Genomic DNA, 21636 nt, shown 5'->3' on the forward strand with positions numbered 1-21636 from the left:
GCATCCATGCGTCCATCCCATCTTCTACAAGCGATCTCAACGCATCAAAGCAGATGCATCTATCTTACTGCCGCCCACAAAAACCAGCACGCACAAAGGAAAACAACCAAAACTACGCATGCCACCCTCGGTGAGCGCATGCGGCATCAACACACCAACCTGTCAACGCCGGCGCACCAAAGCCTGAAATGCAGCTTGTTTGCTCAACAGCAATGCCATGCGTATCAACAGCGCAGCCAACGCAGCGCCAGAGACAATGACCAGCAAACTCATGCCAAAAGATAAAGATCCCCAAAAAGGGCTAATAAATACCCATTGCGGTAAAAAATAACCGATCAGCATTGCACCAAAAGGAAAGACCACCGACAAAACAGCCACCAAGCCAGCAGTAGCAGCCAGCACCACAATCCCAAGAGCACACAGCATCGAACGCCATGAAGAAGAACCGGCAAAAGAGATTTTTTTAGGCATTGTGTTTTCTATCTTGTGTTGTGTGCATTGGCCTCTGCCCCACAAAAAATTCACCTTGGGTTATCCGCCCCTATCGCCAAAGAAGGCCAAGGCATTGCATGGCTCGGCAGTGTAAGACGCAACATCCAACCCTAAGCATCTTAGGAGGTGTTCTTTTAAATTGCTTTCTTAACAGGATTGACACCACGCCAGCACGTGCATGCACGGCATGTAGGCACTCAATAGTATTTAATAAGCAAACAATTCATCAACTACATATGTATTTATCTCTCAATAAAGCATTCTTATCATTCTGAGCATGCACAGAAACGCAATCACCTGATGGATTTCCAGCATGTGACAAAAGTGTTTTGCATAGACGTTTTGCCAGCTTATTTCTTTGCTTTAAATCCTTCAGGAGAATTCATATGATGACTCGCCGACATTTTGTACAAACCGCCGTTGCAGCCAGCGCCGCCACTACTTTGGCAGGCTGCAGCGCTGTTCCAGCCACAGCAACCACCGCACTGCAATGGACACATTTTCCAGCGGGAGAAAAGGGCTTCTTTCGCGCCCCTGTTTTGCTCTCTGGCAGTCAAGAGGCCATTTTGATTGACGGAGGCTTCTCTCTCTCCGATGGACTTGCCGTAGCTAATGCAATCAAAGCGTCAGGAAAAACACTCACAACCATCTACATCAGCCAAAGCGACCCAGATTACTACTTCAGCCTGGGCCCAATCCATGCTGCATTCCCACAAGCCAAGGTGATTGCAGCCTCTGACACGATCAAGGCCATCCGAGCCAACGTACAGAAAAAAATTGATACATGGGCACCACAGCTCAAAGACAATGGCCCACAGCAACTGCAAGACATTGTTTTCCCAGAAACATTTGATGGCCCAGCGCTGCAATTGGAAGGCCATGCCATCGAGATCGTACAAGCGCAAGGCTTGGCCAACCGCCGTTATCTGTGGGTTCCCTCACTCAACGCCGTGTTTGGTGGTGTACTCATTTTCTCGGGCTTGCATGTCTGGACTGCCGATACACCAACGCCTGCGTCACGCGCGGGCTGGATTAAAAATCTGGAAGCAATTGCAGCGCGCAATCCCTCGGTGGTCGTACCAGGCCACACTCAATTGGACGGCTCACTAGACATCTCTGCCATTCGATACACCCGCGACTATCTCCTGGCCTTTGAAGAAGAGCTGCAAAAAGCGCCGAACGCAGATGCCCTGATCGCAGCCATGAACAAGCGTTACCCCAACGCAGGCTTGGCGCCGGCATTACAAATTGGAGCCAAAGTGGCAAAAGGCGAAATGCAATGGGGTTGACCCTCAAGGAGAGCGACATGACAAACACCCCCAGCAACCTTGCCATCATTCAAGCCACTTATGAAGGAACCTCTGAAGAAAACGGCAAAAACTTGCTTGCCGTTTTAGCGCCTGAGGCGCGTTGGACCGAGGCAGCAGGCTTCCCTTATGCCGGCACATATGTTGGACCAGAACAGATAGTGGCAGGCGTATTTCAGCGCCTTGGCACTGAATGGGATGGTTACAACGCCAAAGTCCACACCTATTTGGCCGACGGTGATCGTGTCGCTGCTTTTGGCGTTTATTCAGGCACTTACCGCAAGACAGGTAAACACATGTCTGCTACTTTTGCCCATCTCTACCATCTCAAAGATGGGAAAATCCTCAGCATGGAGCAATACGTTGACAGCCATATGGTGCAACAAGCCCTGACAGCCCAGTAAACTGTCTCATCGAGCAGCCCGTATGAATTCCTGTCATACGCGCTGCTACGCATGTGCTCCGCCGCCTTCGGCCAAGGCCTATAGCTGATTGCCAACGGCAAGTCTTATTTGGTATCCAATCGCCTGACACTCGATGCCAGTGAGGCCAATACAAAAGGAGTGCGATTTCTGCGTACCAATTGCAGCAACGCGACCACCGCCACAGGGACCAAAGCTGCAAGCAAAAATGCTTCAAGCAAAGTGGTCATTGGCGCTCCAGGCATTGGGAACATCCACAATCCTGCGGCCAAACCAGACACCACGGCCAAGGCCGCGTCAAAACCATCGTGGCGAGTGCTGTACAGGCCAAAGAAAACAGGAAACGCCGCTGCTGCGCAGAGCAAATCGGCCAGCAAAAACAGGTAAAGCACGCTGTAGCCTTGCGCTGCCACCACCATGACTGGAATCGCCAGCAGCACAATCAGCCAGCGCGCAAGCCGCATTAGAGTTGCCGTAGGTACTTGAGGGTACAAGCGGCCTACGTCAACTGCCACAATGCTTGAAACAGCGCTGATGACCGTGTCAGCACTGCTCATCACCAACGCCAATCCCAAAGGAATTAACGCAATCACCAGCCATACCGGCAGGCTCGGCATGATGAGATTAAACAGGGCCACAGAGCTATCGCCCTCAGGGGTGTATGCCATAAAAGCCAAGCCAAACAACCCCATGGCAAGAATGAATGGCCCCACCAATACCCCTCCAAGTAAAAAACCACGCCGCATATCACGGGTGTTGCGGGCAGCGTAAACCCGTTGCCAATTGCCTTGGTGGAAAATTTCCGTCAGCAAAATAGCCACAAAAAATGTCAGCCCGGCCTTGACGCCCGTCACACTACTCCAATCGAGCAATTGCGGCGCCGTGTGCTGCAGACGCTCCACTACGGGGGCAACACCACCAGTTACCCACCATCCCACGGCCATCAGAGTCAACAGCAAAGGCACAATCAACACGATCTGAACCTTATCGGTAAAAATCGATGCCCGCAGACCGCCATAGGCCGTGTACATCAAGGTAAACCCCATCACAATGGCAGCCGTCACCCAAAGCGGAACTGGTGCAACCAAAGTGATCAGCAAGGCCATGGCAGTGATCTCTGCGGTCATCGCAATGAACATGTAAAAAAGCATGATCAGCAGCGTGAGTCCATAGGTGAGCTTGCCGTACCGGGCCATCACAAATTCCGTCAACGAGTGACCGCGCGGAATCAGTTCGCGCATGCGCTGCCCCAAAGGAATCATGGCCAAACGCGGCGACATCGATCCCAAGGCATAGCCAACAACAGCCGCAATACCACCCCAGGTCGCCGCTTGCGGTGGTGAAAACAAAATCCACGCCCCTAATGCAGAAGCCATCAACGTAGCAGTGGTGGCAATGGAGCCTTGGCTGCCACGCGCCACAATGAAGGTTTCCAAATCATCACGCTGGCGCCGCGCATAGAACACGCCAGCCAGTGCAAAAGCAGCAGCAAACAGCACCAGCCAGATAAGGCCGGATTGCAAACTAAGGGGGGGATGAATCTGCATCGCACACGTCTCCAAATAAACAACATGGAAAGGTGCATGCAGATGAACTGCGCACATGGCGTGCATACGCATGGGCGCAATTCGCGCTTACAGATTCCTTCCCTTCGCCGGCATGACCCGGATCAGGTTCGAAGGGTTACCGCTTAATGCACCAACAATGCACTAAGCGTCATCTCAGCCCACGGACGACAACGTCACAGGACACCCCTAGGAACGGCTGCGATTATAGGGGTACCGAGGTGAGTCGGTCAGTTCGCGCCTTGGGTGACCACAATTTTTCCGGTTGGACGAGGACTATGGCAATCGTTGTAGAAGTATTCACCAGCCTGTGTAAATGTGTATTGTGCAGATTCCCCCGGGGCCAGCTTGAAATTGAACACACCTTCAAAGAACTGGCTTGCGCAATGAATATTCGCATTGCCCTCTGGGTTGGTAAAGGTGACCGTGGTATTTACCGGCACTTGCATCCAAGTTGGCGTCATCGCATTGACGGCGGTGGATTCCTCTGCCCCCGGTGTGTTGTCACGGTTTTGCACACGCCCCAAAAAGACCGTATTGGGTGTTGGCAATGCAGCCCCATCAACCGCACTGCCTGAAACCGGGCGCCGCACAACTGGTGGTTTAGGTGTTGCAGCTGGCGGCAATTGACCGCCGACTTTAAACGCCCACAAGTAATCACCACGCGGCGCACTGTCCCCATAAGGAATGGAAGTACCGCCCGCATATGCGGCGAAGTATTGCTCACCATCAATCTCATACGTGATGGGGCTTGCGCTGATGGCAGCTCCCGTCTGGAAGCGCCAGAGTTCGTTGCCGTCTCGCGCATCCATGATCAGTAAATTGCCATCTGGCTGGCCAATGAGCAGTAAATTGGATGCCGTCGTCAAAATTCCATTGCCATGGGCCACTGAATATGGCAGCGGTTTATTCCACTTGACGATGTTGGTTTTGACATCTACCGCCACGACTCCCCCGGTCATATAGGTTCCCGGTGGGCGCAAGCCATTGCTGGCCTCGCTCAATGAATGGGCCGCACCAACATTTCCGTAGCCGGTATAAACCAGGCTGGTGTCTGGACTGAACGACATGTGAGCCCAATTCGCACCACCGCCATGGCCCGGGAAGGAGAGCACCGGTTCATCCCAATGCGGGTCGAACAGGCAGCCCAACTTGTAATTCGGGATGGCCCTGTTGGGCGCGCCGGGAATTGCTCCGCCCAGAGGGCTATCGACCACACAGGTTTCCGTCCAGGCACCTTGGCGTGGCATGGGTTGCGTTGGCCAGGTCGCCTGGCGTGCATCTTGTTTAACAGGCACTTCATCGATGCCCAAAGGGGCGCTGCCATCTTTGCGATCAAGGATGTAGAACATGCCAGTTTTGCTGCCATAAATGACCACTTTGCGGTCTACACCCGCAATTTTCACGTCTGCCAACACGGGGGACATCACATTGTCCATGTCCCAAATGTCGTGGTGAACCGATTGGAAATGCCATTTGTATTCGCCCGTTTTCAAGTCCAACGCCACGATGGAGTTGGCAAACAAGTTCATGCCAGGGCGAGAGGAGCCATCTTGCGAGGAACCTCCACGCACGTTGCCAAACGTCCAATACACCATGCCAAGCTCAGGATCAACCGCTGGATGAATCCAGGGCGTTGCGCCCGTGCGCTTTTCCATAGGTGCATCACCCCAAGTATCAGCGCCACGCTCACCTATATCCGGCACGCCCCAAAACGTTGTCAACACTTCTCCGGTTTCGGCATCGGCTGAAAACGCCGCGCCGCGCGAGCCATCATTGGTTCCGATATACAAGCGTTTGTCGTGGTACACCAGAGCCACCTTCTGAACACCACCAACAAAGCCTGCCTCATCACGCCCAGGGTATTGCTTGGTCCACTTGACCGCCCCGCTGGCCATATCCAGCGCCACCAAGCGGTTGCCTCCCGCCAAGGTGTACACCAAGCCCAGGTCTTTGGCTACCGCAACCCCACGGCGTGTGATCACGCCATGGGGGGTCTCCCAACGCCACTTGGTCACCCCTGTCTTGCCATCCACTGCAATCAGATTACCAAGTGCTGACTCAATAAAAATCACCCCATCCACCACCACTGGCGTGCTTTGGTTGGTTCCAGTCGTGATACCGCCCTCAATGCGATTCAACCACGTGGCCCCCAATTGCGACACATTGGCACTGGTCACCGCAGCAAGCGTGGAGTAATTTTGGTTGCCCAGGTTGCCCCCCACTTTAGGGAAATTCGCATCGCCTGGTGTGCAGCATTCAGCCAAGTCCACCGCACCAGTGCTTGGTTTTTCTGTTCCGTGCTCAGCATCACTGCCGCATGCAGTCAGAGCGAATGCGCTGCATATGCTGGCAGCAAGCAATAAGGGTTTGAAGTGAACAGGGTATTTCATAAGGTTTGTCTCCATAGTTTGGGAATTCGCAAAGAGTCCACACGTGACAGCACGACCGACAAACGCCAAGCGAGTCAGGAAGAGGACATAAGGGATAAGCCAGCGTACTTTTGCTGCACGCCATCACTAAAGCCGCAGGGCTAGGCGCGCATTCAGTTTGCTAGGCCTATGCGGTAGAGATACAGGGCCAAACGACCCCGTATCTACCAGTGCACAGGGGCGTGATTGGCCCTGCGCGGCCCAGCGTTGGTGCCGCCTTAAGGCGTGCAGAAGTCGGTCAAGCCCATTGCAGACTTAACCCCTTGAATCACCAGTTTCTGGAACTGCGCTGCACCAACGCCTTCCGAATTGGCATCAAAGGAATGGGAGTTATGCCCCAATGTGGTCAGCCATGCACGTCCGCCGTCGTAGTACTGGCACCAAGCCACCGGATGAAAGCCTGGGTGACCTGGGTGTGGAGAAGCCGTCAAAGGATTGAGTGTGTCCGTATCAACGGTCGCCAAAAACTTCACGTTAGTTGGAAATGGCGCCAGGTTGTACCACTCATCCTGAAAGGCAAACCGCACGTCAATTCCTTCAGTCGATGGATCTTGCGCAATGATTTGCACATCACCGTTGCGGTTAGGGCCATGGTTGTAGAAGTTGGCATTGCCCAGCAAGCCTTCGTAATAGGGCCAGTTGTACTCCGCACCAAAGGCGTTGTGCAAGCCCACGAAACCGCCACCACGGCGCATGTAGTTGCGCAATGCGGTGCGGGACGCATCGTTACTGGAATTGACGCTGGCATCCCACAGCGTGTCTCGATTGCTGCTGGCAAAAATCACGGCTTTATAGCGGTTGATACGGCTCGAGAGTACGGACACATCTTCAGTCCAATCGGCCTTGATGCCTGCTTCTTCGAGCATTCTCACCAACCCTGCCTGCATGCGGTTGTCTGCATTCATCTCCGGATTCAGCCCTGGTCCCATCGGGCTACCCAAGTTAGCGTGGCGCGGGCCCGCTGTGCGCGAATACACCAGCACCGTATCAGCCACCGAATCAAATGCGCCCCAATTGTTGTAGCAGCGCGCATCAACACCGCGGCATACGTTGTAGTAAGGGTCAATAGTGAGCTCAGCCTCTTGACCGGGCTCCTCACCTGGCGTGGTGGGATCAACGCCATTGCTGTCGCTGCCTCCACACCCATACAGCGCCATTCCCATGAGGACTGCGGGCAGCCAAGGCTTTAACTTGCGAAATGCTTTCATAACTGGTGTCTCCTGATTCAAGTTGGAACGGTGTGGACCGTGCAGGGCGCAACGGCAACAGTCGGCATCGTAGCAAAACAAATGATTAAATGGAAAATGTTTCCATAATGGATTTCCCTTCCATAATAATTTGTAACAGGCCTTTTCCCTTATGAAAATTCCAATACAAGCAGTGCACCATCCCACCCAAGCACCAGTCCAAGCCATAAAAAAGCCCTCTGTAACGAGGGCTTGAGCAGTGGCATAACGCAGGTGCATTCACCTGCCTGACCTTACTGTTTCCATGCAAAATCAATCAACGCGCCATAGTGTTTTTTCAGAATCGCCTGCACTTCAGGTGTGTTCTGGTAAATCTGAATGAACTGCCCAATACGCGCATCTTTCGCCCGCTCCGGCAGCGTCACAAAGCGAATCGCGTAGCGGCGGATGTTTTCAGGGTCGGTATTGTCAAACAGCAATCCATCGGTTTCAGCAATACCGGCTTGTTTGGCAAAAGCGGCGTACGTCACTGAAGCAGTCACATCATCAAATGAGCGTGCGGAATGGGCGCCATCTATTTGGATGATGTCAATGTGCTTGGGGTTTTGCACAATATCGTCCAGCGTGGCTTCTGAGGTTACCCCGGGTTTGAGGGCAATCAAGCCTGCTGTTTGCAGCAGCAGCAAAGCTCGCGCAGTGTTCACGGGGTCAGAGGGGATCGCTATTTTGGCGCGCTCAGGGATAGCATCTCCTTGCTTGAGCTTCTTGGAATAAATGCCCATCGTCGTTGAATAACCATAATCAATTGCGACCAGCTTGGCCCCTTGATTGCGATTGAACTGGTTCATAAACGGCTCATGCTGGAAAAAATTGAAATCCACCGCGCCATCCACCACCGCGGTATTGGGCACGACCCAATCACTGAACTCCACCAGCTCAACCTCAAGCCCCTGCTCCTTGGCCTTTTGAATAGCCAATTCGGTTGCAGCGTTGGCTGCTACGGGAATCACCCCCAATTTCAATGCTGCTGGCTTTTCTTTCTCAGCGGCATTTTGGGCCTGCGCACTTAAAACCAACATACTGCTGCCCAATGCCAAAATGCCCCAACGCACAAGGGTTGTCAAACGCATACTTTTCTCACTTTCCAATCGAAGTCTCTGGTAGTCATGTGCTGCTGGCTGCGTCCGAACAGATGCGGTGGCTGCGGCGACACGGCGCACGGCAAAGCACACAGCCTTGCCGCGCGCCATTGTAAAGAGGGCGCATGCAAAACCACGCAAGCACTGCAACAGCCATGAAAGCGTTACGCGTATGCATTCATCCCCAGCGGAAGTGGAAAAATCTGTGGATAAGTTGTCAGCTTCACTGGGATGGCCCTATGAAGGCAGGTGCCTTGCTTAAATTTAAGGCAACCATGTCTTCCATGCCAAAACACAAGCAGCGTTTAGAGTGGCTAACACAACCCAGCAAACCAAAGGTTTGCGGTTGAGACTAGACGCAAAACCGCAGGCAGTACGAGTAGTACGACAAGGTTTTGCTTTCGACGTATCAAGGGTTGTTTTAGTCGCTCTTAGCACCTCAGCCAAACCACCCGATGTAGTATCGCCCCCGCGGCGTATGCCGATAACAGAATGAAAGTCACCTCATGGCAATTGAAATTGAGCGCAAATTTTTAGTCACAGGCGATGGTTTTCGAAACGCGCCTGGCGTGCGCTTCTCGCAAGGCTACCTCAGCCACACCCCAGAACGCACCGTGCGGGTACGCATTGCCGCAGAGCAAGCATTCCTGACCATCAAAGGCGCAACGCACGGGGCCACACGGCTGGAATTTGAATACCCTATTCCACTAGCCGATGCGCAGGCCTTGCTGGCCTTGTGCGGTGCCGGCGTCATCGACAAAGTGCGCCATACGCTGGTATACCAAGGCAAAACATGGGAAGTGGATGTATTCGCAGGGGCGAACCAAGGCCTGGTTGTCGCTGAGATTGAACTGCAAAGTGAAGACGAGTCTTTTGCCAAACCAGAATGGTTGGGCGAAGAAGTCACCCACGATCCACGCTACTACAACGCCAACCTTTCCACATCGCCTTACGCGCACTGGTGAAGTCCATGGTGCACGGGTTTCATTCCAAGCACCGCAATTCCTGTGTCATGTTGCTCGACAGAATAAGAGCACGGCCTTAATCCGTTCAACGCTGCGTCAAATGCGCCATCAACAAGTCAGTTGCACTGCTGCGTGCCGGCGCATCTCGCAAACACAGCATCAACTGCCGCTTGGCCCACGCTTCATCAAGCGCCAGCGTGCGCAGTCCTAATGCATTCACATACACCCGCGCTGCGCCATTAGGCAAAATGCCCACCCCAAGGCCTGCCGACACCATCATGCACATCGCATCAAAGCTGGTGACATGGATACGCATGCGCAGTGGCATATTGATGCTCATGGCCGCTAAATGGATTTGGTTATTGATGGCACTGCCCACGTGCGCGCCCACAAAATCGTATTGCAAGGCCTGTACCATGCGCACCCGCTCTTGCGCACACAAAGGGTGGTCTTGCGGCGCCACCAGCACCAATTCATCGCGCCGATAAGGCAAAAAAGTCAGTCCCTCACCATACTGGCCCGCATTGAGAATGCCGATATCTGCCTGATTCGACATGACCGATTGCGCCACTTGCGAGCTGATTTTTTCATCCAACTCCACCTGCACACCTGGATGCAAAGTCAAAAAACTTTTCAGATCAGCGGGCAAAAACTGGGTGATGGCCGAAATATTGGCGGCAATACGCACCTGGCCAAGGGAGCCACTGCGGTAAGACTGCATTTGCATGCCGATGCTGTCGAGGTCATTGAGCACGGTGCGTGCCGAGCTCAGTAGCGCATAGGCAGCAGGCGTTGGTGTCATGCCCTTGTTGCTGCGGGCAAACAAGCTGACCTGCAGATGTTGCTCCAATTCAGCCAAACGCCGACTGGCCGCAGAAGCGGCAATGAACTGCCGCTGCGCTGCACCTGCAATGGTTTTTTCTTCCATGGCAGCCACAAACAAACGCAAAGAAATAGGATCAATCTTCATCGCAAAACGCGTTGATTAAACAATAATCCCGCTATTTTATGAGTAATAACCCTTAAGAGTGCATCCACCATGCTAAAACGCGATGGCATATTGATGCAACAGCGCTTTGGCATCCAACACATTCCCGCGATGATGACGCCCATACATAGCGCACACCACCAGCCTGATCGCTTAGGCAGCCGTGTGCCGTGACAAATACCGTCAGGAGCAAGCAATATGGTCAATGAAGGAGCCCGCAGCAGTGTGTTGCAAGGGTTGCGGGTAGTGGAAATGGGGCAGTTGATTGCAGGCCCTTTTTGCGGTAAGACCTTAGGCGATTTTGGTGCCGACATCATCAAAATCGAACCACCTGAGACAGGCGACCCACTGCGCAACTGGCGCATGATGAAAGACGGCACCTCTGTATGGTGGCAAGTACAGTCACGCAATAAACGCTCCATCGCACTGGATTTACGCGCCGAAGAGGGCCAAGCCCTTGCCCGCCAATTGATTGCCGAAGCGGACGTGCTGATCGAGAACTTCCGCCCCGGCACGCTCGAAGGCTGGGGCATGGCCCCCGAACAGTTGCTGGCCATTAACCCCAAGCTGGTGATGCTGCGCATCTCCGGCTATGGGCAAACGGGCCCTTACCGTGACCTGCCCGGATTTGGGGTGATTGGTGAATCCATGGGGGGCTTGCGCCAGCTTACCGGTGAGCCCGGCCGCGTGCCCGTGCGTTGTGGCATCTCCATTGGCGATACGCTCGCCGCACTGCACGGCACGATTGGTGTACTGCTTGCCCTTTACCACCACAAAGTCAATGGTGGCCCAGGCCAAGTGATTGATGTAGCACTGAACGAAGCCGTTTTCAACTGCATGGAAAGCCTGGTGCCCGAGTACAGCGCTTTTGGAGCCGTTCGCGAAGCCGCAGGCAGTGCATTGCCTGGCATCGCCCCTTCAAACGCGTACCCTTGCACCGATGGCTGGGTGCTGGTAGCGGGCAATGGCGACAGCATTTTCAAACGGTTGATGAAGGCCATTGCCCGCGAAGACCTTGGCGAAGACCCCGACCTTGCCCACAACAGTGGCCGCGTTGCACGGGTCCAGGATATCGATAGTGCCATCGGCCAATGGACTAGCTCACGCACCGTTACCGAGGTGCTTCAAGTGCTTACGGCTGCGCGTGTGCCTGCAGGGAAGGTGTATACCGCCAAAGACATCGTCGAAGACCCGCATTACCAAGCACGCGACATGCTGCTGCAGCAAACCACACGCGAGGGCTACACCCTCACGGTGCCAGGCATCGTGCCCAAACTTTCGGCCACGCCGGGAGCCATCCGCACCAGCGCCCCTAAGCTGGGAGACGACACGCAAAGCATCCTGCGCGACATTGGCGTCACTGCCGAGCAGCTCGCAGCGCTCAAAGCCAAAGGAGTGGTGCAATGACCTCATCGCTTTGGCACGGCGCTGACCGCGCAGTGCATATCCAGGAAGTGGGCCCGCGCGATGGCCTGCAAATTGAGCCTGTGTTTGTACCTACGCAGGAGAAAGTGGCCATCATCAATGCCCTCTCTGCAGCAGGCTTGAAGAAGATCGAAGTCTCTGCCTTTGTTTCACCCAAGGCCATTCCGTCTTTAGCCGATGCCAGTGACGTGTTTGCCGGCATTACCAAGAACGCTGACTGCGTTTACAGCGCCCTGGTCCCCAATCTCAAAGGGGCTGAGCGTGCATTGGAGGCTGGTGCCGACGAGTTGAATTTAGTGATGTCCGTGACGCAAACGCACAATCTGGCGAACTTGCGGATGTTGCAAGAACAATCGTTTGCCACCCTGCAGCACATCATTGCGCAAGTGGGCAGTTGCACCCCCATCAATGTGTCGCTGTCATGCAGCTTTGGCTGCCCCATGGAAGGAGACGTCCCCATGGAGCAGACTCTGCATTGGGCCGAACGTTTTATCGCACTGGGCGTGCAAGGCATCAGCCTGTGCGACACCACCGGCATGGCGCACCCCGGCTTGGTCTACGCCATGGCCAACACCTTCCGAGCTCGCTGGCCTGAAACTGAATGCACCCTGCACTTTCACAACACCCGCGGCATGGGCTTGGCCAATATTCTGGCGGGGCTCGATGCAGGGGTGCGCCATTTCGATGCGGCCTTGGGCGGCTTGGGGGGCTGCCCCTACGCACCGGGCGCCAGCGGCAACATCAGCACCGAAGAGGTCGTACATGCCTTGCAACTGATGGGCTACGCCACAGGCATTGACCTGTCTGCTTTACTGACCACTGCCCAACGCCTGCCCGCACTGATTGGCCACGAACTGCCAAGCCAACTGGTCAAGGCGGGCCCAAGCTGGACGGTGCACCCCGCCCCAAAAAACCTAGAAGACATTCGCCAACGCGCGCTTGAAAAGTAAGCCCCCCTCTCGTTAAAAACTCAAGGAGACATTGCATGATCCGTTCCCGCAACCTGTTGCTCTCGGCAGCCCTCACCACCTTCGCCGTGATGGCCAGCACCACCTACGCCCAAACCGATTACCCCAACAAAGCCATCACCATGGTCGTTCCCGCCTCTGCTGGCGGCACGACCGACCTTGCCGGGCGCATGCTGTCCCAACCGCTGGGAACAGCCTTGGGTCAAACAGTCGTGGTCGACAACAAAGCCGGTGGCAATGGAGCCATTGCGGCCAACGTCGTCAAACGTGCCACCGCCGATGGCTACACCTTGCTGATGCAATATTCGGGCTTTCATGTCATCTCGCCCCATGTCGTGAGTACGCAGCAATGGCAGCAAGACGATTTTGTGCCTGTGGCCAATGTGCTGTCGGCCCCACAAATCATCGTGGTGCGTGGTGATTTACCCGTGAATACTCTGGCAGAGCTGATTGCCTATGCCAAAGAAAATCCCGGCAAACTCAACTACGCCTCCTCAGGCAACGGCTCACTGCAACACGTCACTGGCGTGCAACTGGAGCAGCAGGCCCATATTCAGATGGCCCACGTGCCCTACCGCGGCACAGGCCCTGCCCTGCAAGACTTGTTGGGCAGCCAAGTGGATCTGACCTTTGGCACTGCGCCACCTTTTGTTCCCCACATCCAAGCCAAGCGCCTGAAAGTTTTGGCGGTGACTGGCGCCACCCGGCTGGCCGCCTTGCCCGATGTGCCCACCACCGCTGAGGCAGGCTACCCCGGCGTGAATGCGACCTCCTGGTTTGGCGTATTCGCTCCCAAAGGCACGCCACAGCCCGTGGTAGATAAGTTGGTGACTGAAATCGAAAAAGTCACCGCCGATCCGGCCTTTGCCAAAAGCGCCAGCGAGCAAGGCGCTGCAGCCGACTTCCAAGGGCCTGCCGCCTTTGGCCAACGCGTAGCCACCGACTATGCCGCCTGGGGCGACATGGTCAAAATCACCGGCATCCGCAGCGAGTAAATGCAGTAGCAACACGAAAAACCATCAAACCTGCCTTGCACCGAGGCAGGTTTTTTTTATACCGTTATCCACCGCATAAATCCCATCGGCACACTAAGAGCGGCTAACACACCCCAGCAAACCAAAGGTTTGCGGTTGAGACTAGGCACAAAACTGCAGGCAGTACGAGTAGTACGACACGGTTTTGCTTTCGACGTATCAAGGGTGGTGTTAGTCGCTCTAAAACGCATTCACCCGCGATCTAGCCCAACGGGTCAAACCATTGGCAGCCACCAGCAACATGCACGTCATGGCGATGGTGATCAAGCTCATAGCCATGCCTTGACCAATGGAGCCCTGGTCAAACTGGCGCCAAATGAACAACGACACGGTTTGTGTGCCCGTTGGCGCCAGCAAGAGGGAAGCGACCAATTCCCGCGAAGCAATGGCAAACACCAGCAGCATGGCCGCCCCCACTGCGGGCGCAACCAAAGGCAAAACGATGTGCCAAAGCGTGCGAGAGAAACCAACCCCATGCACAAAAGCGCTGGCCTCCAGATTGCTGCCAATTTGGCGCAAGGCCGCATGGGCATAGCGCAAAGGGTATGGCAGCAACAAACACATATAAGCCATCAACAAAATGACCCAACTGTTGTAAGGCGTTAAAGGCAACCACGGCTGGTTCCAAGCCAAAATCATCCCCACAGCCACCACAATGCCAGGCATGGCATTGGGCAGCATCGTCGCCCCATCCAGCCATGCCACCGCTCGGCCTGGAGTGCGCAAAACGGTATAGGCCAGCAAGGTGCCTAACACGCCTGTCAGGATGGCCGCAGCAGCAGCCAAGCTGAAACTGAATGACATCGCTGACAGCGCTTGCGAGCCTTGTTCAAATAAGCCTGCAAAATGCCGCAGCGACAGGTTTTCCCAACGCAGCCCGCCCGAGAGCGTCCCCGTCAATGCCGTTGCCGCTACCGCAAACAAAGGCGCCATAGTGGCCAGCAAGGTCACCGCAGCAAACACAATACACACTGGCAGGCGCCACACGCCAAGCGTTCGTGGCGATGTCGCATTGGGCTTACCTGTGTTGGTTGCGTAATCCCGCCCAGCGGTGACCCAACGCTGGGCAAACCATGCGCTCAAGGCCAATACCATCAAGACAATGGACAGCATGGCTGCCCCTGGCAAGTCAATAGGCCAATCGGAAAAACGCTGTTCAATTCCTGTAACCAGCACAAAAAAACCTGCATTCGAGGCCAACACTGCAGGCGTTCCGTACTCTTCAATGCTGGACGCAAACACCAACAGCAAGCTGGCCGCCAAAGCGGGTAAAACCAACGGTAAAACCACCCGCCAGAATGCTTGCCAATGGCTGGCACCAAAAATATTGGCCACTTCTGCCAAGCGAGAACCATTGCTTTGCACCGCACGCGAAACCGCAAAATACACAGCAGAAAACAGGTTCAGCGCCATCACCAGTACTACGCCAGCAAAGGAAAACAGCAGCCCCGCCATATGTATGCCTGTGAGTTGCTGCAAGTAGCCTCCCGGCTGCAGCAGCAAAATCCACCCCATAGCAGCAATATACGGCGGCACCATGAAGGGCACCAACAGCACCACGTCCCAAAACCGCGCAAAAGGAACATCAAACAAACCGCGCAGCACGCCCAATGGCACGCCAATTAAGGCGCATACCACCACCACTGCGAGACCCAACGCCACGGTATTTGCCGTGAGTTTGAGCAACACTGCATCGCCCAAGGTTGCCTGCAGGTGCGACAAAGGCGCCGCCAGCGAGCCCTGGGCCAAATGCGGAAAAATGGCCTGCAACACGATGAACAGCAGTGGAATGCCCACCAATAAAGCCAGTACGGCGCCACACAATGGGACTAAAAAACGAGAAGACTGCATCAATCAAAACCGTGAGCACACCACATTCAAACTGCACCAAGACCTGCCACGCGCCAGCAGCGCAGCAGGTCTTGTCTCAGAACGACTCCAACGCGCTTATTCGCTTATTAGCAACAAGCGCAAGGATATCAACGCCCAAACAACTCCGAGAAGCGCTTGAGCAAGGCTTCGCGGCCAGCACGTTCAGCCTCAGTGGCATCAGGCAATGCTTTGATTTCTGCCAGTTTGGGGCGCTTGGCCTGCACATCGCTGCGTGCTGGGATCAGATACGTTTGAGCGACCGCTTGTTGCCCTTCATCGGAGAGCACGTAGTCGATGAATTTCTTGGCGTCATCGGGATTCTTGCTGCTCTTGAGCACCATCATCGGGCGGGCCGCCACCACCGTGCCACTGCTAGGGAAAATGATGTCCACTTTTTCACCCTTGGCTTGCGCGCCATAAGTGATGTAGTCCACTGCACCAAACACAGCCGCTTTAGCGCCCTGTAATACCGGATTCAAAGCCTGCGCATTGGCGCCCGCCAAGTTCATGCCATTGGCTTTCAGTGCGTCAAACAACGTCCATGCCGCTGGGCCGTTGGCTGCCTCCAGACCGGAGAGCAACTCCAGCGCGGTGCCAGATTGGGCGGGATCGGGCATATTCACCAGATTGCTGAAGGGCGCCTTGGCCAAGTCTGACCAATCAGTTGGTCGTGGTGTATTGCTGGATGGATTCCATGCAATAGCCAACGCAGATAAGCCCTGTGCCACATAAGTGGCCGACTTGTATTGCGCAGGCACTTGCGCCGCATTGGGACTCTCGTACGCGAGCAACCAGCCACGCTTGTCCAAATCCATGGCACTGTCCCATGACGCAGAAATCAGCACATCTGCCTGCGGGTTGGCGGCCTCTGCCTCCAAGCGCGCCATCACTTTACCGGTGGTGCCTTGGAAGTAGTCGACTTTCACGCCGGTTTGTGCCTCATACCCTGCTGCCAGTTTTTTCATCAATCCTTCTGGACCTGCGGTATAGACAGTCAAAGCGAAGCTGCTGCCTGCTACTGCGCACAAACCAGCGGCTAACATGCCGCGCGCCAGAACAGTCAACGTGGAGACGGTGATTTGCATAAACATTCCTGATGGCCTATAGACCTGTTGGTTGGAAAAAAATAAACCGTGCAGCGCCCCTATGGCGTTCACACGCATGCATAGCACTCGCCTGCGGCGTGGCTTGCAAAAAGAAAGGGCTTACAAAAGAAAATTCATGTGGTCTGACTGGCAAACCAACGCAGTTGCGCCATATCCAGCTGCAGCGCAACGTGGCCCTCGCGCACGGGCAATCGCTCACGCGTCCAGGCATGCACGTCATGCGCCTGATCTGCACCGCACAACTGCAGGCGGGTTTTGTAACGGCCGCTGGTGTAGTGCTGCTCAACGACTTGCGCGCTCAACACCCCTGCCCGCACTTCTTCTGCTGTTGGTGCAGGTTTGAGGGTGACGGCATCATCAGGCACCAACAAATGCCCCATCATCCGCTGCACACCGGCCTGAACCGTACCAGTGTGGTTGATATGCTGAGCAGGCAACGACGCCAATACCTGCACATCGTGCTGCTGGGCCAGACCTATCGTGTGGCCATCGCTCCACGCGGGCAACAAGGCGCCCAATTTCAGAAAACGGGCGACCTGCACTGTCGCTGGCGCACCCCATAACTGTTGAGGGCTGCAGCGTTGCGCAATTTCCCCCTGAAACATCACAGCCACCTCGTCGGCAATCAGGCAAGCCTCTTCATGGTCGTGCGTCACATACACCGCTGTAGTCCCCATGTCGCGCAGCAACTGGCGCATTTCGCCACACAGTGACTCACGCAAATCACGATCGAGATTGGAAAGCGGCTCATCAAACAACAGCACCGAAGGCTGCGCCACAATCGCCCGAGCCAGGGCCACACGCTGTTGCTGCCCACCGGACAATGCGCTCGGCGAGCGACTGGCCATATCCGCAAGCCCGACTTGTTGCAGCACACGGTCTACCCGTTCCTGCAGCGCATGCCCGCGCACTCCTTGCATGCGCAGCGCAAACCCCACATTACCCCCAACGCTCATGTGCGGCCACAGCGCATAGTCTTGAAACACCATCCCCAGTTTGCGCTGCTGGGGTGCCACAAAAGTAGCCGCATCTGCCACGACTCGGCCAGCAAAAGCGATAGAACCACTGCTGGGCCGATCGAGCCCGGCCAACAATTTAAGCAGCGTCGACTTACCGCAGCCCGAGGGGCCTAACAACGCCAGTACACGCCCTGCAGGCAATGTGAAATCAATCTGGCGCAACGCTTGGAAGCTGCCAAATTGCCGCTGCAAAGCGTGCACCTCAATGGATGCGCCTTGCACTGGTGCAGTGTGGTCTTGAGAAGAAGAAAACGCCGAAGTGGCGCTGGGAGTGAACACGGGCGGGTTTTGCATGGTGGCTGCATGCTACGTCGACCATATTGCAATTTCGTGACACCCGATCCGTCAAGCCAATAGTTCTGGCCCATACAAAAACAAAAAAGCCTGCACGCCATAGGCTGTGCAGGCTTGGAAAACCACAACAAAAACGATACTGGAGCTTACACAGCACGCTCCAACCGACTGGCCGCTTGTGCCAGTGCCGTAATAGCCGCCCAGTCTTGCTTGGCCAAGGCCTCTGCCGGTACTAACCACGAGCCGCCAACGCAAGCCACGTTGGGCAATGCCAGAAATTGCCCTGCGTTGTCTGGTGACACTCCACCTGTAGGGCAGAACTTCACATCACCAAAAGGCCCAAACCAAGCTTTGAGCATAGGAACACCGCCACTTTGCAACGCGGGGAAAAACTTGAGCACGCTATAACCATCCGCTGTGGCCTGCATGATTTCACTGGCAGTGGCCACGCCAGGCAACAGTGGCACTTGCAAGGTTTGGCAGGCTTGGCCGAGTTCGCTGGTATAGCCTGGGCTAACCAAGAAACGGGCACCAGCCGCAACGGCGGCTTGCGCATCAGCAGCGGAACGCACAGTGCCGGCACCCACCACGGCTTCAGGCACTTCGGCAGCAATGGCACGGATGCAATCCAACGCCACTGGGCTGCGCAGCGTAACCTCCAGCATGCGGATGCCCCCTGCTGCCAGTGCTTTAGCCAAGGCAACGGCGTGCGTCGTGTCATTCAAAACAATAACGGGAATGACGGGTGCATCTTGCACAACGTCCAACGCAGTGAGTGTCGTAGTAGTCATCAGAAAATCTCAACAGTAAAAATCAACCATGGCGCCAATGTGGCCCATGCACACGGCCAATGAATGCGCATCAGCGCGCGGCCAGCCCCAACTGCGCACGGGTAGGCAGGCCATCGGAGTCGCCCGGAAACTGCACCACACGAGCACCAATCGCATTGCCACGAGCAGCGGCCTCAGGCAAGGACAATCCTTCGACCAAAGCGCTGATTACGCCAGTGGCAAACCCATCGCCTGCGCCCACGGTATCCACTACACGCTCTACGGATACGCCAGCGGCAACGCCTGACTGATCTGCATCTTTATAGAACGCCCCTTCAGGGCCAAGCTTGACCACGACTTGCTTGGCGCCAGCTTGCAAATAGAAATCAGCGATGCGCTCAGGCTCTGACGAGCCCACCAAAATCTGCCCTTCTGCCACACCGGGCAACACCACATCGGCCAAGCTAGCAATGTGGTTCAACGTCTCAACCATGGCCACTTGCGAAGGCCATAAACGTGGGCGCAAATTCGGATCAAACGAAATGCGTGCGCCAGCGGTTCTGGCTTGCTGTATCAAGGCCAAGACCAAGGCTTTAGACGATGCGGAAAGTGCAGGCGTAATGCCCGTAACATGCAAATGGCGAGCGGGGAATGTGGAGGGCAAATCCTCCACGCTTAAATAACTTGCGGCAGAACCGGCGCGGAAGTATTCGATTTGCGGATCACTGCCATCGTCGCTGCGCGTTTTCAGCATAAAACCCGTACGGTGCTGGTCATCAACACGGACATAGTCAGTGGCAATGCCTTCTTTAGCAAACTCCGCTTGCAAGAATTCGCCAAATGAATCTTGCCCCACGCGGGTGATGTAGCCCGCACTCACCTCCAAACGGCATAAGCCGATGGCAACATTCAACTCAGCCCCTGCTGCAACACGAGCAAATTGCCCGACCGCATGCAAAGGGCCGGTTTCAGTAGCCATGAAAAGTGCCATAGGCTCGCCCACGGTCAAGACATCCAAAGTGATTTGAGGGTGTGTCATACAGTCAGTTTTCGCGCAACAAAAGCATGTTCAAACGTTCAGGCACGGCAAGGCTTTCACATCACTGCGCCGAGCTGCCAAGGCAAAAATTCGTTGTCGCCCAAACCATTTTCTTCGCTCTTGCTGGCCTTGCCAGAGGCGGTATCAATCATCAATTGCAACAGCACTTGTGCCGCTTCATCAATGGTTTGGGTGCCATCCACGATCGTGCCGCAATTGAAGTCCATATCGAGCTCCATGCGTTTGAACATGGGCGTATTGGTGGCCAATTTCAACGAAGGCGTGGGCTTACAGCCATAGGTGGAGCCGCGCCCTGTAGTAAAGCAAATCAGCGTAGCGCCGCCTGCAACTTGCCCTGTGGCTGACACCGGGTCATAACCAGGCGTATCCATGAATACCAAACCATGTGCTTGCACAGGCTCAGCATATTCATACACTGCCATCAAGCCTGATGAACCTGCTTTAGCGACTGCGCCCAGAGATTTTTCCAAAATGGTGGTAATGCCACCCGCTTTGTTCCCTGGAGATGGGTTATTGTCCAAATCCCCTCCGTGCATAGCAGCGTAGTTTTCCCACCATTGCAGGCGTTTCATCAGCTTATTGGCCACGTCTTGCGATACGGCACGGTGCGTCAGCAAATGCTCTGCTCCGTAAATTTCCGGTGTTTCAGACAAAATCGCGGTGCCCCCCTGGCGCACCAGCAAGTCCACGGCAGCGCCCAGAACGGGATTGGCACTGATGCCAGAATAACCATCAGAGCCACCGCATTGCAGGCCAACCATCAAATGGTCCAGCGCAACAGGCTGGCGACGCTGTGTATTGGCTTTCTCCAGCATTGTGGTGACCAATGCTTTGCCTGCTGCAATCGTCTCACGGGTGCCCCCTTCATCCTGGATGGTCAAGGTAGCGAACATGCCACTTTCTCGCGCCGCCAAGGTTTCGACCAAAGGGGCAATTTGATTGACCTCACAGCCCAAACCAATGATGACAATGCCGGCAAAGTTGGGGTGCTCTGCATAGCCGCGCAACGTGCGCTGCAGCAGCTCCAAACCTTCACCATTGCCCCCCATGCCACAGCCAGAGCCGTGGGTAATGGCCACCACGCCGTCGACGTTCTCGTACTGGGCGATCTGGCTATTGAACCCATCTGCAATATGGCGGCACACTGTGGCCGAACAGTTCACGCTGGAGATGACACCGATGTAGTTGCGTGTCCCCACGCGGCCATTGGTCCGCACATAACCGTCAAACGTGCGTTGCTCGGAATCCTTGTGCGTAGGAACATAAGCTTGGCCGACTTGGTGCTGCTGGTGCGAAGCGACCATGCCGAGGTTGTGCACATGCACGTGCTCGCCGGGAGCAATCGCTTGCGTGGCCACGCCAATGGATTGGCCATATTTCAAGATGGTTTCCTGCCCTGCAATGGGCAGCAACGCAAATTTGTGCCCTGCAGGAATGTCACTGCTCAAGGTGACGCTGATGCCATTGATCACCAGCGTGCGCCCTGCTGAGAGCGGCTCACGGGCAACGGCCACGTTGTCTGTCTGTGCAAGACGGATGGCACGAATGGAGGATGGAGGTTGAATGATGGAGGTGGTTGTCATCGCGTGGG

At 55.3% G+C, this 21636-nt stretch carries 18 protein-coding genes and 1 riboswitch; of the genes, 6 read left to right on the forward strand and 12 right to left on the reverse strand.

Features of this window, described 5'->3' with window-relative positions; genetic code table 11:
• Positions 1-162 precede the first annotated feature (162 nt).
• On the reverse strand, positions 163-471 hold the full coding sequence (locus tag E9531_RS04740) for a hypothetical protein (protein ID WP_136572600.1): 309 nt from the start codon (positions 469-471) through the stop codon (positions 163-165).
• A gap of 407 nt (positions 472-878) precedes the next feature.
• On the opposite strand from E9531_RS04740, the gene E9531_RS04745 reads away from it, so the two are divergent.
• Positions 879-1781: an MBL fold metallo-hydrolase gene (locus tag E9531_RS04745; protein WP_136572601.1), complete on the forward strand. Its 903-nt coding sequence runs from the start codon at positions 879-881 to the stop codon at positions 1779-1781.
• 17 nt (positions 1782-1798) lie between these two features.
• Positions 1799-2203, forward strand: a complete 405-nt coding sequence (locus tag E9531_RS04750; RefSeq protein ID WP_136572602.1) for a nuclear transport factor 2 family protein — start codon at positions 1799-1801, stop codon at positions 2201-2203.
• 104 nt (positions 2204-2307) lie between these two features.
• Here E9531_RS04750 and E9531_RS04755 read toward each other — a convergent pair whose 3' ends face one another.
• The 4 genes from E9531_RS04755 to E9531_RS04770 all read right to left on the reverse strand — a co-directional run bounded on the left by E9531_RS04755 (position 2308) and on the right by E9531_RS04770 (position 8535).
• On the reverse strand, positions 2308-3768 hold the full coding sequence (locus tag E9531_RS04755) for a sodium:solute symporter family transporter (protein ID WP_136572603.1): 1461 nt from the start codon (positions 3766-3768) through the stop codon (positions 2308-2310).
• Between the two features lie 82 nt (positions 3769-3850).
• A riboswitch (TPP riboswitch) is annotated at positions 3851-3987 on the reverse strand.
• Between the two features lie 29 nt (positions 3988-4016).
• A complete protein-coding gene (locus E9531_RS04760; RefSeq protein ID WP_244609986.1) occupies positions 4017-6179 on the reverse strand; it encodes an outer membrane protein assembly factor BamB family protein in 2163 nt (720 codons plus the stop codon).
• A 257-nt stretch (positions 6180-6436) separates the two neighbouring features.
• Positions 6437-7426 carry a ThuA domain-containing protein gene (locus tag E9531_RS04765; RefSeq protein WP_136572605.1) on the reverse strand — a complete coding sequence of 330 codons (990 nt, stop codon included), beginning with the start codon at positions 7424-7426 and terminating at the stop codon, positions 6437-6439.
• 272 nt (positions 7427-7698) lie between these two features.
• Positions 7699-8535: a MetQ/NlpA family ABC transporter substrate-binding protein gene (locus tag E9531_RS04770; RefSeq protein WP_136572606.1), complete on the reverse strand. Its 837-nt coding sequence runs from the start codon at positions 8533-8535 to the stop codon at positions 7699-7701.
• Positions 8536-9050: 515 nt separating this feature from the next.
• Here E9531_RS04770 and E9531_RS04775 point away from each other — a divergent pair.
• The gene (locus tag E9531_RS04775; protein WP_136572607.1) at positions 9051-9509 is read left to right on the forward strand and encodes a CYTH domain-containing protein; all 459 of its coding nucleotides are present in this window, start codon (positions 9051-9053) and stop codon (positions 9507-9509) included.
• An 85-nt stretch (positions 9510-9594) separates the two neighbouring features.
• On the opposite strand, the gene E9531_RS04780 is transcribed toward E9531_RS04775, so the two are convergent.
• The gene (locus E9531_RS04780; RefSeq protein ID WP_136572608.1) at positions 9595-10479 is read right to left on the reverse strand and encodes a LysR family transcriptional regulator; all 885 of its coding nucleotides are present in this window, start codon (positions 10477-10479) and stop codon (positions 9595-9597) included.
• A gap of 216 nt (positions 10480-10695) precedes the next feature.
• On the opposite strand from E9531_RS04780, the gene E9531_RS04785 reads away from it, so the two are divergent.
• The 3 genes from E9531_RS04785 to E9531_RS04795 are packed head-to-tail and all read left to right on the forward strand — an operon-like array spanning position 10696 to position 13885.
• The gene (locus E9531_RS04785; RefSeq protein ID WP_136572609.1) at positions 10696-11904 is read left to right on the forward strand and encodes a CaiB/BaiF CoA transferase family protein; all 1209 of its coding nucleotides are present in this window, start codon (positions 10696-10698) and stop codon (positions 11902-11904) included.
• Entirely contained in the window at positions 11901-12872 is a 972-nt protein-coding gene (locus E9531_RS04790; RefSeq protein WP_136572610.1) for a hydroxymethylglutaryl-CoA lyase, read from the forward strand. Before E9531_RS04785 ends, E9531_RS04790 begins: the two co-directional genes overlap by 4 nt.
• A gap of 35 nt (positions 12873-12907) precedes the next feature.
• On the forward strand, positions 12908-13885 hold the full coding sequence (locus E9531_RS04795) for a Bug family tripartite tricarboxylate transporter substrate binding protein (RefSeq protein ID WP_136572611.1): 978 nt from the start codon (positions 12908-12910) through the stop codon (positions 13883-13885).
• Positions 13886-14104: 219 nt separating this feature from the next.
• On the opposite strand, the gene E9531_RS04800 is transcribed toward E9531_RS04795, so the two are convergent.
• The 6 genes from E9531_RS04800 to E9531_RS04825 all read right to left on the reverse strand — a co-directional run bounded on the left by E9531_RS04800 (position 14105) and on the right by E9531_RS04825 (position 21628).
• Entirely contained in the window at positions 14105-15775 is a 1671-nt protein-coding gene (locus E9531_RS04800; protein ID WP_136572612.1) for an ABC transporter permease, read from the reverse strand.
• 128 nt (positions 15776-15903) lie between these two features.
• Positions 15904-16881, reverse strand: coding sequence for an ABC transporter substrate-binding protein (locus tag E9531_RS04805; RefSeq protein ID WP_136572613.1), 978 nt, complete (start codon positions 16879-16881; stop codon positions 15904-15906).
• Positions 16882-17015: 134 nt separating this feature from the next.
• Positions 17016-18215, reverse strand: a complete 1200-nt coding sequence (locus E9531_RS04810) for an ABC transporter ATP-binding protein (protein ID WP_136572614.1) — start codon at positions 18213-18215, stop codon at positions 17016-17018.
• A gap of 146 nt (positions 18216-18361) precedes the next feature.
• Positions 18362-19006, reverse strand: a complete 645-nt coding sequence (gene eda, locus E9531_RS04815) for a bifunctional 4-hydroxy-2-oxoglutarate aldolase/2-dehydro-3-deoxy-phosphogluconate aldolase (protein WP_136572615.1) — start codon at positions 19004-19006, stop codon at positions 18362-18364.
• A gap of 70 nt (positions 19007-19076) precedes the next feature.
• Positions 19077-20024, reverse strand: a complete 948-nt coding sequence (locus E9531_RS04820) for a sugar kinase (protein WP_136572616.1) — start codon at positions 20022-20024, stop codon at positions 19077-19079.
• Positions 20025-20080: 56 nt separating this feature from the next.
• The gene (locus E9531_RS04825; RefSeq protein ID WP_136572617.1) at positions 20081-21628 is read right to left on the reverse strand and encodes a UxaA family hydrolase; all 1548 of its coding nucleotides are present in this window, start codon (positions 21626-21628) and stop codon (positions 20081-20083) included.
• Between the last annotated feature and the right edge of the window lie 8 nt (positions 21629-21636).

It is taken from the genome of Lampropedia puyangensis (assembly GCF_004833285.1).
Lineage (GTDB): Bacteria > Pseudomonadota > Gammaproteobacteria > Burkholderiales > Burkholderiaceae_C > Lampropedia > Lampropedia puyangensis.

Excerpts from the sequence above, each read along its gene's own strand:
- E9531_RS04740 (WP_136572600.1), bottom strand. The coding sequence starts at position 471 with ATGCCTAAAAAAATCTCTTTTGCCGGTTCTTCTTCATGGCGTTCGATG.
- E9531_RS04745 (WP_136572601.1), top strand. The coding sequence starts at position 879 with ATGATGACTCGCCGACATTTTGTACAAACCGCCGTTGCAGCCAGCGCC.
- E9531_RS04750 (WP_136572602.1), top strand. The coding sequence starts at position 1,799 with ATGACAAACACCCCCAGCAACCTTGCCATCATTCAAGCCACTTATGAA.
- E9531_RS04755 (WP_136572603.1), bottom strand. The coding sequence starts at position 3,768 with ATGCAGATTCATCCCCCCCTTAGTTTGCAATCCGGCCTTATCTGGCTG.
- E9531_RS04760 (WP_244609986.1), bottom strand. The coding sequence starts at position 6,179 with ATGAAATACCCTGTTCACTTCAAACCCTTATTGCTTGCTGCCAGCATA.
- E9531_RS04765 (WP_136572605.1), bottom strand. The coding sequence starts at position 7,426 with ATGAAAGCATTTCGCAAGTTAAAGCCTTGGCTGCCCGCAGTCCTCATG.
- E9531_RS04770 (WP_136572606.1), bottom strand. The coding sequence starts at position 8,535 with ATGCGTTTGACAACCCTTGTGCGTTGGGGCATTTTGGCATTGGGCAGC.
- E9531_RS04775 (WP_136572607.1), top strand. The coding sequence starts at position 9,051 with ATGGCAATTGAAATTGAGCGCAAATTTTTAGTCACAGGCGATGGTTTT.
- E9531_RS04780 (WP_136572608.1), bottom strand. The coding sequence starts at position 10,479 with ATGAAGATTGATCCTATTTCTTTGCGTTTGTTTGTGGCTGCCATGGAA.
- E9531_RS04785 (WP_136572609.1), top strand. The coding sequence starts at position 10,696 with ATGGTCAATGAAGGAGCCCGCAGCAGTGTGTTGCAAGGGTTGCGGGTA.
- E9531_RS04790 (WP_136572610.1), top strand. The coding sequence starts at position 11,901 with ATGACCTCATCGCTTTGGCACGGCGCTGACCGCGCAGTGCATATCCAG.
- E9531_RS04795 (WP_136572611.1), top strand. The coding sequence starts at position 12,908 with ATGATCCGTTCCCGCAACCTGTTGCTCTCGGCAGCCCTCACCACCTTC.
- E9531_RS04800 (WP_136572612.1), bottom strand. The coding sequence starts at position 15,775 with ATGCAGTCTTCTCGTTTTTTAGTCCCATTGTGTGGCGCCGTACTGGCT.
- E9531_RS04805 (WP_136572613.1), bottom strand. The coding sequence starts at position 16,881 with ATGCAAATCACCGTCTCCACGTTGACTGTTCTGGCGCGCGGCATGTTA.
- E9531_RS04810 (WP_136572614.1), bottom strand. The coding sequence starts at position 18,215 with ATGCAAAACCCGCCCGTGTTCACTCCCAGCGCCACTTCGGCGTTTTCT.
- eda (WP_136572615.1), bottom strand. The coding sequence starts at position 19,006 with ATGACTACTACGACACTCACTGCGTTGGACGTTGTGCAAGATGCACCC.
- E9531_RS04820 (WP_136572616.1), bottom strand. The coding sequence starts at position 20,024 with ATGACACACCCTCAAATCACTTTGGATGTCTTGACCGTGGGCGAGCCT.
- E9531_RS04825 (WP_136572617.1), bottom strand. The coding sequence starts at position 21,628 with ATGACAACCACCTCCATCATTCAACCTCCATCCTCCATTCGTGCCATC.